This is a genomic window from Ruegeria sp. BG10 (assembly GCF_056538575.1).
The window spans coordinates 1,315,932-1,331,318 of sequence record NZ_JBQFTI010000001.1 but is presented as its reverse complement, the minus strand read 5'-3'; the positions used below and the strand labels follow the sequence as shown (position 1 = coordinate 1,331,318).

Annotated in this window: 12 protein-coding genes and 1 tRNA gene; 6 read left to right on the top strand and 7 right to left on the bottom strand. The window is 59.5% G+C overall.

Translation table 11 applies throughout. The features are described 5' to 3' along the window. Nucleotides 1-29: 29 nt before the first annotated feature. From trpE to fabI, 5 genes are all read right to left on the bottom strand, one after another. Nucleotides 30-1,541, bottom strand: coding sequence for an anthranilate synthase component I (gene trpE / locus ACR0D8_RS06565; RefSeq protein ID WP_480645345.1), 1,512 nt, complete (start codon nt 1,539-1,541; stop codon nt 30-32). A gap of 12 nt (nt 1,542-1,553) precedes the next feature. After that, nucleotides 1,554-3,395 (bottom strand): peptidyl-prolyl cis-trans isomerase, encoded by a 1,842-nt coding sequence (locus tag ACR0D8_RS06560; RefSeq protein ID WP_480645344.1) that lies wholly within the window; start codon nt 3,393-3,395, stop codon nt 1,554-1,556. A gap of 84 nt (nt 3,396-3,479) precedes the next feature. Next, nucleotides 3,480-4,655, bottom strand: a complete 1,176-nt coding sequence (locus tag ACR0D8_RS06555; protein ID WP_480645343.1) for an aminotransferase — start codon at nt 4,653-4,655, stop codon at nt 3,480-3,482. A gap of 41 nt (nt 4,656-4,696) precedes the next feature. Next, nucleotides 4,697-5,206 carry a xanthine phosphoribosyltransferase gene (gene gpt / locus ACR0D8_RS06550; RefSeq protein WP_475160925.1) on the bottom strand — a complete coding sequence of 170 codons (510 nt, stop codon included), beginning with the start codon at nt 5,204-5,206 and terminating at the stop codon, nt 4,697-4,699. A 3-nt stretch (nt 5,207-5,209) separates the two neighbouring features. Beyond that, nucleotides 5,210-6,016: an enoyl-ACP reductase FabI gene (fabI, locus tag ACR0D8_RS06545; protein ID WP_480645341.1), complete on the bottom strand. Its 807-nt coding sequence runs from the start codon at nt 6,014-6,016 to the stop codon at nt 5,210-5,212. Nucleotides 6,017-6,151: 135 nt separating this feature from the next. On the opposite strand from fabI, the gene pdxH reads away from it, so the two are divergent. The 4 genes from pdxH to ACR0D8_RS06525 all read left to right on the top strand — a co-directional run bounded on the left by pdxH (nt 6,152) and on the right by ACR0D8_RS06525 (nt 8,000). Then, nucleotides 6,152-6,757 (top strand): pyridoxamine 5'-phosphate oxidase, encoded by a 606-nt coding sequence (gene pdxH, locus ACR0D8_RS06540; protein WP_475160918.1) that lies wholly within the window; start codon nt 6,152-6,154, stop codon nt 6,755-6,757. A 121-nt stretch (nt 6,758-6,878) separates the two neighbouring features. Next, on the top strand, nt 6,879-7,406 hold the full coding sequence (locus ACR0D8_RS06535; protein ID WP_475160915.1) for a cold-shock protein: 528 nt from the start codon (nt 6,879-6,881) through the stop codon (nt 7,404-7,406). Between the two features lie 6 nt (nt 7,407-7,412). After that, on the top strand, nt 7,413-7,880 hold the full coding sequence (locus ACR0D8_RS06530) for a DUF192 domain-containing protein (RefSeq protein ID WP_480645339.1): 468 nt from the start codon (nt 7,413-7,415) through the stop codon (nt 7,878-7,880). 43 nt (nt 7,881-7,923) lie between these two features. Then, nucleotides 7,924-8,000: transfer RNA gene (locus ACR0D8_RS06525), tRNA-Pro, on the top strand. 10 nt (nt 8,001-8,010) lie between these two features. Here the strand turns inward: ACR0D8_RS06525 and ACR0D8_RS06520 are convergent. Then, on the bottom strand, nt 8,011-8,445 hold the full coding sequence (locus ACR0D8_RS06520) for a hypothetical protein (RefSeq protein ID WP_480645337.1): 435 nt from the start codon (nt 8,443-8,445) through the stop codon (nt 8,011-8,013). Nucleotides 8,446-8,976: 531 nt separating this feature from the next. Here ACR0D8_RS06520 and ACR0D8_RS06515 point away from each other — a divergent pair. Beyond that, the gene (locus ACR0D8_RS06515; RefSeq protein ID WP_480645335.1) at nt 8,977-12,597 is read left to right on the top strand and encodes a vitamin B12-dependent ribonucleotide reductase; all 3,621 of its coding nucleotides are present in this window, start codon (nt 8,977-8,979) and stop codon (nt 12,595-12,597) included. A gap of 545 nt (nt 12,598-13,142) precedes the next feature. After that, the gene (locus ACR0D8_RS06510) at nt 13,143-13,388 is read left to right on the top strand and encodes an EF-hand domain-containing protein (protein WP_475160904.1); all 246 of its coding nucleotides are present in this window, start codon (nt 13,143-13,145) and stop codon (nt 13,386-13,388) included. A 48-nt stretch (nt 13,389-13,436) separates the two neighbouring features. On the opposite strand, the gene ACR0D8_RS06505 is transcribed toward ACR0D8_RS06510, so the two are convergent. After that, nucleotides 13,437-14,981: a trimethylamine methyltransferase family protein gene (locus tag ACR0D8_RS06505; protein WP_480645333.1), complete on the bottom strand. Its 1,545-nt coding sequence runs from the start codon at nt 14,979-14,981 to the stop codon at nt 13,437-13,439. Nucleotides 14,982-15,387: the final 406 nt, after the last annotated feature.

Below are 15,387 nucleotides of genomic sequence, written 5' to 3'. Positions count from 1 at the left end.
GGCTGCCTGTCCCGGGGCAGCCGTCTCGATTAGCTGTTGCCGGAACCGGTAAACCGCGCCGCGTCGGCGGCTGCGCGCCGGATCGCGTTCGATTTGTGGACCGTCTCCATGTATTCCGCCTCGGGGTCGCTGTCATAGACAACTCCGCCACCCGCCTGAATATAAAGCTTGTGATCTTTCACGATGGCCGTCCGCAGGGCGATACACATGTCCATGTCGCCACCGGCGCTGAAATAGCCCACACCGCCCCCATAGACCCCGCGCTTTTCGGGCTCCAGCTCGTCAATGATCTCCATCGCGCGCACTTTCGGCGCGCCCGAGACGGTGCCGGCGGGCATGCCGGCAAAGAAGGCATCCAGAGCGTCCTTGTCCTCGGCCAGCTCTCCGACCACGTTCGACACGATATGCATGACGTGGCTGTAGCGCTCGATGATGAACTCTTCGGTCGGGCGCACGGTTCCGATCTTTGAAACCCGCCCGGTATCGTTGCGACCCAGATCCAGCAGCATCAGGTGCTCGGCCAGTTCCTTCTTGTCGGCCAGCAGCTCAACCTCGTTCGCCTTGTCCTCTTCGGGCGTTGCACCGCGCGGTCGCGTGCCTGCGATGGGGCGGATGGTGACCTCGTCGCCGAAGACACGCACCAGGATTTCCGGACTGGCGCCAACGACTTGAAAGCCGCCAAAGTTGAAATAGAACATGAAGGGCGACGGGTTGGTACGCCGCAGCGAGCGGTACAGTGCAAAGGGCGGCAGCGGAAAGTCCTGTGTCCAGCGCTGCGCCGGAACGACCTGAAAAATGTCACCCGCGCGGATGTATTCCTTGGCCTTTTCAACCGCCTGCATATAGCCGGATTTGGTAAAGTTGGACTCGGGCGGGGCAACTTCATAAGCGTCACCCAGATCGCGGGTTTCGGCTGGCATGGCACGTTCCAGATCGCGCACCGCATCCATCACTCGTTCAGCCGCCTGCGCATAAGCCGCCTTGGCGGATTGCCCGTCGCTGACCCAGGCTGGCGACACAACGGTCACCTCGCCTTTCACGCCGTCCAGAACCGCAACCACCGATGGCCGCAGCATGACCGCATCCGGCAGACCCAGAGGGTCGGGATTCACATCCGGCAGATATTCGACCAACCGCACCATGTCGTAGCCCAGATAACCGAACAGCCCGGCCGCGGCTTGCGGCAGATCATCGGGCAGGTCGATCCGGCTTTCGGCCAGCAGCGCCCGTAGGTTATCCATTGGGTTGCCGTCCTGCGGTGCGAACGCCTCGGGGTCGAACCGGGCCGAACGATTCAGCGCCGAGGTCTCGCCGTGACAGCGCCAGATCAGGTCAGGTTTCATACCAATGATCGAATAGCGGCCGCGAATCTCTCCGCCCGTCACCGATTCCAGCATGAAGGCGTCTTTCTGCGCGCCGGTCAGCTTGAGCATCAGGGATACAGGCGTATCCAGATCGGCGGCAAGACGGGTGTAAACGACCTGATTTTCCCCAGCCTCATAGGCGCGGGCGAAGCTGTCGAACTCAGGGGTCAGGGCCATATCCGGTCTCTTTTAGAAGCTCGACTGCACGGCGTTCAGCGCGCGCTGATCAATGACGGGTCGCGCACGGGTTTGGGCGTCGCGCACATAGGCGTCAAAGATGTTCTGGGCCAGGGCCTGATCCAACTGCGCCGCCAGCGCCTCTTGCGCCTGCCGCAGCTCGTCGGTTTCGGCGGGCGGCAACAGTTCTTCAAGACGCACGATCAGGGCAGTTCCGGTGCCGGGAACAACGCGCAGGTCGCCCGGTTCCATCTCGAACACCTGTGTCATGAAATCGACGGGAACGTCATCCAGAAACGCAGTTCGCGTCAGCGCGTTTTCGACACGGAAGGGCAAGCCAGTTGCGGTGAAATCACCGTCTTTCTTCAGCTGCTCGACCACGGTATTTGCCTGCTGTTCCAGCGCCTTACCGGTTTCGGCCTGCATCCATGCGGCCGCCACGCGGGCACGGGCTGTTTCCAGCGGCTCGGGGCGGCGGGGCAGAATTTCGTTCAGGCGCAGCGCAAAGATCGAGCCATCTTCGAGAAAGGCAACCTCGGGGAAGTCGCCTTCGCGCACGGCCTCGGCCGCGCTGCGGAAGCCTTCATAGGCGGCAACGCCATCCTGGCTTTGGCGGGTCCAGTCGATCTGGCCCAGATCCATTTCGGTCTCGGCAACCAGTTCCTCCAGCGTCGCGCCGCCGGCCAACAGATCATTGATGTCTTCGGACTGGGCTTCGATCTGGCGGCGGGCGCGGTCGGCGGCCAGTTCTTCGCGCAGGGCAGGGGCGGCATCCTCGAACGAGGTGTTGTTTTCCGCCAGCGCGCCATTGATGCGGAACAGCGCCGGGCCAAAGGTTGAGGGCAGCGGGCCAACTACGGTGTCCAGCTCAGCCGCGAACACTTCTTCGGCGGCCTCACCCAGATCGTCGCGGGTGACGTCGCCCAGATCGATATCGCCAAGCTCCAGCTGACGTTCACGGACCAGTTGCTCGAACGTAGTGCCACCGACCTCCAGTTGCGCCTTCGCATTTTGGGCGGCTTCTTCCGTCGGGTAGGTCAGCCGCTCGACCAGGCGGCGTTCCGGTTGCCGGAACTCGGCCGCGCGCTGATCGTAGAGACGGCGCACCGAAACTTCGTCCACCTCGACACTGTCCAACAGCATTTCAGGCGACAGGATCGCATAAGTCAGTTTCTTGGTGCGGGGCAGGGTGAACTGATCGGCATTTTCATCATAGAAGGTTTCAATCTGCTCATCCGTCGGTTCGGCCACCGGAGCGGACAGGGCGTCGGGTCCCACGGTCGCAACCGTAAAGCTGCGCCGGGCGCCCACGTAATCGGTCAGAACCTGCGTCAGGATTTCGGGCATCTTCACGCCGCTGACAACGGCATTCTGAACGATGGTGCGCGAGGATTCCTTGCGCAAGTCCGTTTCGAACTCGGAATCCGTCATTCCGATCTGTTCCAGCTGGAACTGATAGGCTTCTCGGTCAAACGTGCCGTTGACGCCCTGAAAGGCGGGAATGGCCACGATTTCCTTTTGCAGGTTCTCGTCACCGACCGAAATGCCCAGTTGCCCAACCTCATTATCCAGCGCGGCCAGAGCGGTCAGGCGCGACAGGGCCAGTTGGTCCAGACCAAATTCGCGCGCCTGCGACATTTGAAGGGGCTGACCCGTCTGGCTTTCGACCGCCCGGATTTCGCGCTGCAATTCGCGGACATAGGCATCGATCGAGATATCCTCATTCCCGACTTGCGCCACCGTGCTGATCGTTCCGCTGAGGTTGACCGCCCCGAACCCGGCAAGGCCCAGCATCAATAGACCCATGAGAATCCATACAAAGGTCTTTGATAGGTTTTTCATGCCTGCGGCCATAGTGCCCTCTTTGTGCTTTTATCGGCAGGTATCTGCCCTGTCGGTTGCGGCCCTGAATACGACGCGCACCGCCGGGGGGCAAGCTCAGAAGGACAGGGTCTGCAGCCGTTCGAACAATTGTTCTAAACCCGCACGGTCGAGATTGGCAAACGCGATGCGGACCTGCCGTTTTCCGGCTGGGTCCCCCTTGGGCATGAACATCGTTCCCGGCAACAACAGAACGCCGGCTTCGGGAACCAGACGCCGGGCCAGTTCGTCCGAGGCGATATCGAACGGGTGTTCGAAATAGGCGAAATACGCCCCAAGCCCCAGCAAACGCCAGCCCTTGTCCAGAAGGCGCGGCGACAGGTCTGCGATTGCAGCCCGGCGGTCCAGGATTTCGTCCCGCTCACCGGCCACCCATTGCGACAGGTTCTGCATCCCCCAAAGCGCCGCGAACTGGCCGATTTGTCCGGGGCAGATCGCGACGGTGTCCAGAAACTTCTCAACTTCTGCCAGCAGGTCGACACCTGTCGCGATCGCCCCAACCCGATGGCCCGTCAGGCGGTAAGCCTTTGAAAAGGAATAGAGGTGGATCAGGGTATCTTCCCACGCTGGCTGGCTGAACAGATCGTGCGGGGGACCGGTGCGGCTGTCGAAATCCCTGTAGGTTTCATCCACGATCAGGCGGATACCGCTTTCACGCGCCAGATCATAGAAGGCCCGGACCAGTTCGGACGGGTACTCGACCCCGCCCGGGTTGTTTGGTGTGACAAGCCCGATGGCGCGGGTGTTTTCGGTAATCAGGGTGCGTGCGGCCTCGGGGTCGGGCAGCAAATCGTCACCCGTCTTCAGGTCCACCGCCTGAACACCTGCCATGTCCAGCCACATTTTGTGGTTGAAGTACCAGGGCGTCGGCAGGATGACTTCATCGCCCTCGTCAGTGATCGCGGATATCACGGCGGCAAACGCCTGATTGCAGCCCGAAGTGATAGCGACCTGATCCGGAAAGACTGCGGCGTCGTAGTGCTGGCCAATCTGATTCGCGAGCGCCTCTCGCAAGTCGCCATTGCCCAGAACCGGCCCGTACAGATGCGCGCCATCCTCGGTCACGGCAAATTCAGCCATGGCCTTGCGCAGCGACAGCGGCGGCGGATCGACCGGGGCGGCCTGACTGACATTGATCAGGGGGCGGTTACTGGGAAATTCCACGCCCTCCAGCCAACGCCGCGCCTCCATCACCGGAGGGGCGAAGGTGGCGGCAGTGCGAGTGCGGGTCATGCGTGGTCCCTGTATTTTGGAAATTGTGCTGCTGGCCGCGGTTAGTCTGTGCCGCGGTAGGGTTCGACATATTGCAGGGCCATATCCCAGGGGAAGAAAATCCACGTGTCCTGGCTGACTTCGGTAATGAAGGTATCGACCATGGGGCGGCCCTTGGGCTTGGCATAGACGGTTGCGAAATGCGCCTTGGGATACATGTCGCGCACCAGTTCCAGCGTTTTACCGCTGTCGACCAGATCGTCGATGATCAGAACACCGGTGCCGTCGCCCATCAGGTCTGCGTCGGGGGCCTTGAGCACCTCGGCCTCGCCACGTGCCTGGTGGTGGTAGGACCGGACGCTGATCGTGTCGACCGTGCGGATGTCCAACTCGCGGCTGACAATCATCGCGGGGGCCATCCCACCACGGGTAATCGCCACGACCGCGCGCCAGGCACCGTCATCCGGGCCTTGCCCGTCCAGCCGCCAGGCCAGCGCGCGAGAGTCCCGGTGGATCTGATCCCAACTGATGTGAAACCCTTTTTCGTGGGGCAGGCGATCCTTTGCGCTCATGGCTTAACCCTTTTCAACGTCTGGTGCGTCGACGGCTTTCATGCCGACGATGTGATAGCCCGAATCCACATGCAGGTTCTCGCCGGTCACGCCGCCGCTCAGGTCCGAGAGCAGGTACAGGGCCGAATTGCCGACATCGTCGATGGTCACGTTGCGGCGCAGGGGCGAGTTATATTCATTCCACTTCATGATATAGCGGAAATCGCCGATGCCGCTGGCGGCCAGTGTCTTGATCGGACCGGCCGAGATCGCGTTCACTCGGATACCGTCTTTGCCCAGGTCTTCGGCCAGATATTTCACCGAAGCTTCCAGTGCGGCTTTGGCCACACCCATGACATTGTAGTGCGGCATGACCTGCTCGGCGCCGTAATAGGTCAGCGTCACCGCGCTGCCGCCGTCGGTCATCAGCTTTTCAGCGCGCTGCATGACCGCGGTGAACGAATAGACCGACACATCCATGGTCAGATTGAAGTTGGCACGCGAGGTGTCCACATACCGCCCCCGCAATTCGTTTTTGTCCGAGAACCCGATGGCGTGAACCACAAAGTCCAGCTTGCCCCATTTTTCGGACAGGGCCGCGAACAGCCCGTCAATCGACGCCTCGTCGCTGACGTCGCAGGGCAGAACGATTTCACTGCCCAGTTGCGAGGCCAGAGGATCAACCCGCTTTTTCAGCGCATCGCCCTGATAGGAAAAAGCAAGCTCGGCCCCGGCATCGGATAAAGCGCGGGCGATTCCCCATGCGATAGATTTGTCATTGGCCAGTCCCATGATGAGGCCGCGTTTGCCGGCCATCAACTGATTTGACATGTTTGGTTCTCCGCCTGTCTTCGCGTTATGTTGCGTTGGTTTATGCCATTGGATGCGTTGCATCAAGGCCGTGCACTCTTGCCCGTGGCGGGTTCTCGCCCTAGGGTGGTTAACGAAAGTTTCCAGGGGATGGAAATGAGTGAGCGTGACGGCATATTCGCTGGCACTGATCCGTTTAAAATAGCGGAGCAGTGGCTGGATGATGCCAAAGACAATGAACCGAATGATCCGAACGCGATCGCATTGGCGACCGTAGATGAAGGTGGCATGCCGAATGTGCGCATGGTGCTGCTGAAGGAAATCGAACCTGATGCCTTCGTCTTTTACACCAATTACGAGAGTGCGAAGGCGAGCGAGCTGGACAGTGCGGGCAAAGCCGCATTTGTCATGCATTGGAAATCTTTGCGGCGACAAATCCGTGTTCGTGGTACAATCACCCGGGAAAACGGACCGCAAGCCGACGAATATTACGCGTCCCGCTCGCTGAAAAGCCGTCTTGGGGCCTGGGCATCCAAGCAGTCCCAGCCTCTCAGCAGCCGGTCCGCCCTGATGGCAGAGGTTGCGAAAGTGACCGCCAGACTGGGCCCGAATCCACCGCGCCCTCCGTTTTGGGGGGGCTACCGGCTGGCGCCGACAGAGATCGAGTTCTGGGCCGACGGAGCCTTCCGGCTGCATGACAGGTTCCAGTGGCGGCGTGATCAGGTGGGCTCTGAGTGGCAAGTGCAGAGGTTGAATCCATGACGTTCGCGTATCGTGAAATGCAACACGCAGAAATCAAAGGGATTTTTCAGCTTGAATTTGCGAGCCATTCCCATACACATCGAACCCTTAACGAATTGGTAATTTTCGCGATGGGAAAACCGTGCCAGAAGATCTGAACAGCATGTACCGCGTCCGGGGACACGTAAAATGGTTCGACCCTGCCAAGGGGTACGGGTTCGTTGTGTCCGATGAGGGCGGCCCGGATATTCTGTTGCATGTGAATGTGTTACGCAATTTCGGCCAAAGCTCGGTCGCCGATGGCGCCGGCATAGAGATCATGACGCATCGCACCGATCGCGGCGTTCAGGCGGTCGAAGTGATCAGCGTCGATCCACCGGCGCGGACCGACTCGATGATGCTGGCCGATTTTGCCGAACTTGACCCGGTGGTGATCGCCGAAGCCCCGCTGGAGGCTGCGCGGGTCAAATGGTTCGACAAGGGCAAAGGTTTCGGCTTTGCGAATGTGTTCGGCCGGGGTGAGGACGTGTTCCTGCATATCGAAGTTCTGCGCCGTTCCGGTCTTGCTGATTTGCAGCCGGGCGAAGCGCTGGCGATGCGGGTCATTGACGGAAAACGCGGACGTATGGCGGCTCAGGTCCTGGCCTGGGAAGCCGCCATGGACGACTGATTCCCCATGCGCAAACTTCTTGCGGTTCTGGCGGGTGCAACGATGCTTTGGACCGCAGAGGCGCAGGCCGCCTGTCGCGATGATCGCGTCGGGCTGCGAAACGACACAACTCAGATCAGTTTTGATGTCGAACTGGCAGTGACCCAGCAGGAGCGGGCGCGCGGGCTGATGTTCCGGGAATCGCTGCCGCAACGCGCGGGGATGCTGTTCATCTTTGATCCGCCGCAACCGGTGGCCTTCTGGATGAAGAACACACTGATCCCGCTGGATATCATTTTTCTGGATCGGACCGGAACCGTTGTGCATGTCCACCATAGCGCCATACCCGGGGATCTGACCCCGATTGAAGGCGGCGATTCGGTGTATGCGGTGCTGGAAATCAATGCCGGGCTGGCCGGTCGCTATATGATCACGCCCGGCACTCAGATGCGGCATCAAGTTTTTTCGCAAGGCCCTGCAATTTGGCCCTGTTAGGGCTTTTCAAATCAGATCGGCACGTTTAGGAAGGCGCACGGTCCGGGGCGTGGCGCAGTCTGGTAGCGCACCTGTTTTGGGTACAGGGGGTCGTAGGTTCGAATCCTGCCGCCCCGACCACTTCTTTCCCTTATGTCGGTGAACCACCCATTGCCTGGTAAAGCGCGCCGAGCGCCCTATCCAGCCTCTGGCTTTCAACCGGAACCCGGACCGCCGGCCCGGTCTTTCGCGGGATGTTAAAGAACAGGTCGGCATCCACGCGGTACCCCAGGTTGTTCTTTGTCGATGTCAGTCGCATGACGCTTTTAGGCAGGTTCTGGGGATAGCCGTCATAGTTGAGAATCAGAAATGCGGTGGTTTCCGGTGGCAGCAATTCGGTGCATTCGAACACCCGATTCCCAACCTTTTCAAACCGTTCACCCGGCCCGTCGCAGCTGATTTCGAACGTGTCGAACAGCCTTTTGGGGTAGGTATCGAACTGGGCGCTGCGCGACGGAGATGCCACATCTTGTGGTGTGCAGGCCACGATCAGGGCCATTACCGGAAGTAAACGCAACAACAACATCGGTCCTGACACCCTCGATCTGGCGCGCCGCGCAGGACGACCGCGGGCCGGTGCCTGAATCGCTGCGCGCTGATTCTGTTTCAGCCCGACCATCATAGCGGCAGATTATCAAATGCCGATAACTATCCCGGGAAAAACAGTTAATTGCGGGACGGAGAGGTGAATTTCGGGCCGAGTCGCGGTGGATGACTCTGTGGAGGAATCGGTTGCGGGCAGGTCACAGGGTATGGCGGCCTTCGGGTCAACAAAAAAGATTTCAAAAATGACCTAAAAAGGTCGTTGACCTTCTATGGGTGGATACGCCAAGTTGTATGGGCCGAAAGTGATGCCACTAAATCTGGTAGAAAAGCCAGGCAAAGGCACAGGGCGAGGGTCGGAAAGCACATCATAGTAACGTGCAACCGTTTGATCGGTTTCGCGCTGTAAGAGACAGCGCCCGGTCTACTGCGCCCGGTTTTCAGGCAAGGCGGATGGTCTGCGGATTTGGACCGGACGCAAATGGACAAGTTGATTAGATCTAGGGCGGCGGACATGAAGATTGACAGGAAATTTACAAAACCGGGGCAAGACGCTTACGCAGAACTGGATTTTGTCTCTGCTACATCCGAGATCCGAAACCCGGATGGCACCATTGTATTCCGCCTGGATGAAATCGAAGTCCCCGCAAGCTGGAGCCAGGTCGCAAGCGACGTCATTGCGCAGAAATATTTCCGCAAGGCGGGCGTGCCCTCGAAGCTGAAGAAAGTAAAAGAGAAAGACGTCCCCGAATTCCTGTGGCGCTCGGTCCCCGCCGATGGCGCTGAATTCGATGGTGAGACGTCTTCAAAGCAGGTTTTTGATCGTCTGGCTGGTGCCTGGACCTATTGGGGCTGGAAGGGCGGCTATTTCTCGACCGAGGAAGACGCGCGCGCCTATTTTGACGAGATGCGCTATATGCTGGCGACCCAACGGGCCGCACCGAACAGCCCTCAGTGGTTCAACACCGGTCTGCACTGGGCCTATGGGATCGACGGCCCGGCGCAGGGGCACCACTATGTCGATTACAAAACCGGCAAGCTGACCAAATCGAAATCCGCATATGAACATCCGCAGCCGCACGCGTGTTTCATCCAGTCCGTCGATGATGATCTGGTGAACGAAGGCGGCATCATGGATCTGTGGGTGCGCGAAGCGCGCCTGTTCAAATACGGCTCGGGCACCGGGACCAACTTCAGCCATCTGCGGGCAGAAGGTGAGGCGCTGTCGGGTGGCGGCAAGTCCTCGGGCCTGATGGGCTTTCTCAAGATCGGCGACCGCGCCGCTGGCGCGATCAAATCAGGCGGCACAACCCGTCGAGCAGCAAAGATGGTAATCGTCGATGCTGATCACCCCGACATCGAGCAATTCATCGAATGGAAGGTGATCGAAGAGCAGAAGGTGGCCTCGATCGTTGCCGGATCGAAGATGCACGAGAAGATGCTGAACGGCATTTTCGAGGCTATCCGAAGCTGGGACGGCGCGCAAGACGACGCGTATGACCCCAACAAGAATGACAGCCTGAAGAAAGCGGTACGCGAAGCGAAAAAAGTCGCGATCCCAGAGACTTACATCAAGCGTGTGCTGGATTATGCGCGGCAGGGCCACGACAGTATCGAATTCCCGACTTACGACACCGACTGGGATTCGGAAGCCTACAGCTCGGTCTCTGGTCAGAACTCGAACAACTCGATCCGCGTTACCAACGCGTTCCTGACCGCCGTTGAAAAAGACGCCGATTGGGAGCTGATCAACCGCACCGATGGCAAGGTCGCCCGCACCGTCAAGGCGCGCGACCTGTGGGAAAAGGTCGGCCACGCCGCATGGGCTTGTGCCGATCCGGGCATTCAGTTTCACGACACCGTCAATGAGTGGCACACATGCCCCGAAGATGGTGAGATCCGCGGCTCGAACCCGTGCTCGGAATACATGTTCCTCGATGACACTGCCTGTAACCTGGCGTCGATGAACCTGCTGACCTTCCTGAAGGATGGTGAGTTCCAGGCGGCGGACTACATGCACGCGTCTCGCCTGTGGACCCTGACGCTGGAAATCTCTGTGACCATGGCGCAGTTCCCGTCGAAGGAAATCGCGCAACTGTCCTATGATTTCCGCACATTGGGTCTGGGCTATGCAAACATCGGCGGCCTGCTGATGAACATGGGCTACAGCTATGACTCGGACGAGGGACGGGCGATCTGTGGCGCGCTGACCGCGATCATGACCGGTGTGGCCTATGCGACCTCGGCCGAGATTGCCGGTGAGCTGGGCGCATTCAAAGGCTATGAGCGCAACGCAGACCACATGCTGCGCGTCATCCGCAACCACCGTCGCGCGTCGCAGGGCGTGACCGAAGGGTATGAGAAACTGGCCGTGAAGCCGGTGCCGCTGGACCACGGCAACTGCCCGGACAAACGTCTGGTCGATTTGGCCATGTCGGCCTGGGATGAGGCGCTGAGCCTCGGCGAGAAGAACGGCTACCGCAATGCGCAGGCAACGGTGATTGCGCCGACGGGCACCATCGGTCTGGTGATGGATTGCGACACAACCGGGATTGAGCCTGACTTTGCTTTGGTGAAGTTCAAGAAGCTCGCGGGCGGCGGTTACTTCAAGATCATCAATCGCTCAGTGCCTTCGGCGCTTGAGAAACTGGGCTATTCTTCGTCTCAGATCGAAGAGATCGTCTCTTACGCGGTCGGCCATGGTACCATCGGAAATGCGCCGGGGATCAACCACACCTCGTTGACCGGTCACGGCTTTGGCCCGAACGAACTGGCCAAGGTGGACGCCGCGCTGGAAAGCGCGTTCGACATCCGGTTCGTCTTCAACCAGTGGACACTGGGAGAGGATTTCTGCACCGGCGTTCTGGGCATCCCGGCGACCAAGCTGAACGATCCGACCTTCGACCTTCTGCGCCATCTGGGCTTTACCAAGGCGGATATCGACGCGGCCAACGACCATGTTTGCGGGACGATGACGCTGGAAGGCGCGCCGCACCTGAAAGAGGAACACTATGCGATCTTCGACTGTGCCAACCCGTGCGGCAAGAAAGGCAAGCGTTTCCTTGGGGTTGATAGCCACATCACCATGATGGCAGCAGCGCAGAGCTTCATCTCGGGTGCGATCTCGAAAACGATCAACATGCCGAATGACGCCACCATCGAGGACTGCCAAAAGGCTTATGAACTGTCGTGGTCGCTGGGTGTGAAGGCGAACGCGCTTTACCGCGACGGCTCGAAACTGTCGCAGCCTCTGGCGGCGGCGCTGGTCGAGGATGATGACGAGGCGGCGGAAGTGCTGGAGAGCGGTTCGACGCAGGAAAAAGCCGTCGTTCTCGCCGAGAAGGTGATCGAGAAGGTTGTGGTCAAAGAAATGATCCGCAGCCATCGTGAGAAACTACCGCATCGCCGCAAAGGCTATACCCAAAAGGCGATCGTCGGCGGCCACAAAGTCTATCTGCGCACGGGCGAGTTTGAAGACGGCAAGTTAGGCGAAATCTTCATCGACATGCACAAGGAAGGTGCTGGCTTCCGGGCGATGATGAACAATTTTGCCATCGCGGTCTCGGTTGGCCTGCAATACGGTGTGCCGCTGGAGGAGTTCGTGGATGCCTTCACCTTTACCAAATTCGAACCGGCGGGGATGGTGCAGGGCAACGACTCGATCAAGAACGCGACTTCGATCCTGGATTATATCTTCCGCGAACTGGCCGTGTCCTATTTGGACCGCACCGATCTGGCCCATGTGAAACCCGAAGGCGCAACCTTCGACGATCTGGGCCGGGGCGAGGAAGAAGGCGTCTCGAACGTATCGGAGATCAGTGAAAGTGCGGCGTCCAAGTCACTGGAAGTGCTGAAACAAATCAGTTCGACCGGCTATCTGCGTAAGCGTCTGCCGCAGGATCTGGTGGTGTTCAATGGCGGTCAGGCCGAAGCCAACGGCATGGCCGAAGCGGCACCGACATTCGAAGCCCCTGCGGCGGAAACGGCGGTCGCGACCAGCATGGATGCACGGACCAAAGCCAAGATGCAGGGCTATGAGGGCGACCCCTGCGGCGAATGCGGAAACTACACGCTGGTGCGCAACGGCACCTGCATGAAGTGCAACACTTGCGGCGCGACCAGCGGGTGTAGCTAAGCTCAGCGCCCCGGCAACCCGGGGTGCAGGGGTCGGATAGCTGCCACAGGTACCGACCCCGACGAATACGGAGCAAGGCGCTGAGACTTACCAAGTTTGCCTTGCTTCACTCGGCCGACATGCCCGTGTCAGCCGGGAACAGGGTGGGGCGGAATATTTGCTCTTTCCCACTCTTTCACGGGGCGGGTGCGCTCGTCCCATGCGCAGTCCAGGCCGCAGGCAAAAAAACACCGGGCGGTCAACGAAATGAGCCTGGAAGGCGAAACTGACAGGGGGCTTCGGCCCCCTTTCTTTTTTTTCGGTGTCAGAAACCGGTTTTTGAGCAGAGCCTTGCCAGATCGCCCGGTCGCCATCGGGCAAGAACCGCCGAGGCCCAATGGGGGATTTTTGCCCAGCGGTTGCCCGCAGACGCGACTCTGGCAAACACGCGGAGATTGGCGCGAAAGCAGCGAAATCCATCTATGCGGGTGACTTGGGTTGGGGTTCGGGTGTCTTTGGTGCCTGTCCGGACATGAAACACACAAACTCTATCAGGAGGCATCACAATGAAACCGCAAACTCTGGCCGCAATCTCTGCTCTTGCTCTTGGACTGCCGGCGCTGGCCGTCGCACAATCCTCGGCAGATACCAACGGGGATGGCGTGCTGACAATCGAGGAAGTACAGGCGGTTCTGCCTGACGTCGACGCAGACGGTTTCTCGGCAATGGATACCAATGGTGATGGCGCGCTGGACGAGGCCGAGATCACCGTTGCGCAAGAAGCAGGTCTGTTGCCACCGTCAAACGGCTAACGGAATTCAAGGAAGCGGCCAGAGGGAATCTGGCCGCTTTTTCAGTTGTTACGACGGAAGGTGAATCCGGAATTTACCGCGTATCTCGGAATCCAGAAGCGGATCGAACCGCGCGGCAGATGGTGTCGACAGGATTTCCTCTTTCCGCTTGATCGCTTTTTCGATCAGATCAGGCTTGCCAAGCTCCACCCATTCTTTGGGGGAGGACCGGTCGCCGAAGGTCGGGTAGACGTAATCCGCCTGCATCCGGCTGAGCGTCGCATCCGTGCCAAGGTAATGACCCGGCCCGTCCAGACAGACATCGGCAATCTGGTCGAGCGCCAGTGTTTCGTCCGATACTTCGATGCCACGCACGCAGCGCAGCGCCTGACCGATCAGATCATCGCTGAGAATGAGGCTTTCAAAGCAGAATCCCAGCAGTGAGGCATGCATGCCCGCCGCTTCGTACACCATGTTCAGCCCTGACAGCCCCGCCATCACGTTCGAACACATCTGTTCCCAGCCTGCCTGCATATCCGGCAGTTTCGAATCCGATGCACCGGCTGCTGCGCCTCCGGGCAGGTCGTAGAATCGGTGCATCTGCGCGCAGCCGGCAGTCAACAACGCTTGTTCCCCGGACCCGATCGACATGGCACCGGTGCGCAGATCCAGACCAAAGGGCCAGGTGCCAAAAACTGCGGGTGCACCGGGACTTACGGCGTTAACATAAACCAGTCCGGCGAGGCATTCAGCGGTTGCCTGGGTGATCGCACCGGCGATGGTTGAGGGGGCTGTTGCCCCTGCCATGCCCGCCGACAGCAGCAGAACCGGCATTCCGGCCTTGATGCATTCCTCCATCACTTCGCAGCTTTCCGTCGCGAACTTCATCGGCGGAACCACAAAGCAGTTCGAGTTTGAGATGAATGGCCGTTCGCGCCATTTATCCTCGCCGCCGGCGATCATGTGGATCATCTCCATTGCCGGAGCGACATGGCTTGGTTCAGTGAACGAGGTGCCGATATGTTTGAACGTGCCCGCGCAACTGGCGTAGATCGTATTCAGATCCATTTCCAGATTGTCGGCGATATCGCGGCAAACCATCGGTCGTTGAACAAAGTGAATATTATCAAGCTGTTGGCAGATTCGCGCGGCGTCGTGAAGATCCTGAACGGTTGAATCGCGATATTCCTGACCGTGCACGTCCACCATGCTGACAGCCGCGCCGGCAGTTCCATAATGGACACGGGTGCCCGCCAGTTCCAGATCGGTTTTTCCGTCGCGGCTGAACAGCGTAACCGAACGATTGGCCTTGGCGAGAGTGTCCTCGACCAGGGCGCGGGGGAACCGAATCCGACCGTCATCGCAAAGGCTGCATCCGGCGCCGACAAGATAGTCGATCCCGCTTTGCGGTGCGTCGGCAAGGCCAATTGTCTCCAGCGCCGTCAATGCAGCGTCGTGGATGCGTTCGATCTGTGCCTGCGTCAGAACGTTCAGCGCGCCGCCTTCCATCCCGGGGCGGACCGGGCGCAGATGTTCAGGCAGCGCCGAGGCACGGGCCGCGCGGCGCGCGGCGCGTCCGCCGCTGCGCGAAGAGTTTCGGGTTTGTTCGTTCATTGTTCGGAATCCGGTGGTAGTAAAGTGTACAGGGTGGCGGTGTTCACGCCCCTGATGGCCGCCCACGTGCCGCACGCCCACGGTCCGCACCAATGGTGCGGCTGACCAGGCGGATCTTCCAAACTTCGTTCTGCATGCAGGGCCTCACTCCGTAGCATTCAGTATTCCGGTGCAGACCGTCGCATTCTGTTCTGTTTGCGACCTGAGCGTCCAAAAGCGAAGCATTCGATATTTCTGTCACGGTGTTTCAGAAGGTTCCAAGAATTTTTCCCGACGGGGCAGAAATCTGTTATAGTTCCTTCACTTATTTAAGAGTGGCCCGTGATCTAAATTGAATTTTAAGGGTTGCAGGCCGATTTTGTGTAACGACGCCTGAAAATTGCCAAAGCTTTGTCTCAAGGCTTTT

Excerpts from the sequence above, each read along its gene's own strand:
- gpt (WP_475160925.1), bottom strand. The coding sequence starts at position 5,206 with ATGAGCGCAAAGGATCGCCTGCCCCACGAAAAAGGGTTTCACATCAGT.
- fabI (WP_480645341.1), bottom strand. The coding sequence starts at position 6,016 with ATGTCAAATCAGTTGATGGCCGGCAAACGCGGCCTCATCATGGGACTG.
- ACR0D8_RS06520 (WP_480645337.1), bottom strand. The coding sequence starts at position 8,445 with ATGTTGTTGTTGCGTTTACTTCCGGTAATGGCCCTGATCGTGGCCTGC.
- ACR0D8_RS06505 (WP_480645333.1), bottom strand. The coding sequence starts at position 14,981 with ATGAACGAACAAACCCGAAACTCTTCGCGCAGCGGCGGACGCGCCGCG.
- trpE (WP_480645345.1), bottom strand. The coding sequence starts at position 1,541 with ATGGCCCTGACCCCTGAGTTCGACAGCTTCGCCCGCGCCTATGAGGCT.
- ACR0D8_RS06510 (WP_475160904.1), top strand. The coding sequence starts at position 13,143 with ATGAAACCGCAAACTCTGGCCGCAATCTCTGCTCTTGCTCTTGGACTG.
- ACR0D8_RS06530 (WP_480645339.1), top strand. The coding sequence starts at position 7,413 with ATGCGCAAACTTCTTGCGGTTCTGGCGGGTGCAACGATGCTTTGGACC.
- pdxH (WP_475160918.1), top strand. The coding sequence starts at position 6,152 with ATGAGTGAGCGTGACGGCATATTCGCTGGCACTGATCCGTTTAAAATA.
- ACR0D8_RS06560 (WP_480645344.1), bottom strand. The coding sequence starts at position 3,395 with ATGGCCGCAGGCATGAAAAACCTATCAAAGACCTTTGTATGGATTCTC.
- ACR0D8_RS06555 (WP_480645343.1), bottom strand. The coding sequence starts at position 4,655 with ATGACCCGCACTCGCACTGCCGCCACCTTCGCCCCTCCGGTGATGGAG.
- ACR0D8_RS06515 (WP_480645335.1), top strand. The coding sequence starts at position 8,977 with ATGAAGATTGACAGGAAATTTACAAAACCGGGGCAAGACGCTTACGCA.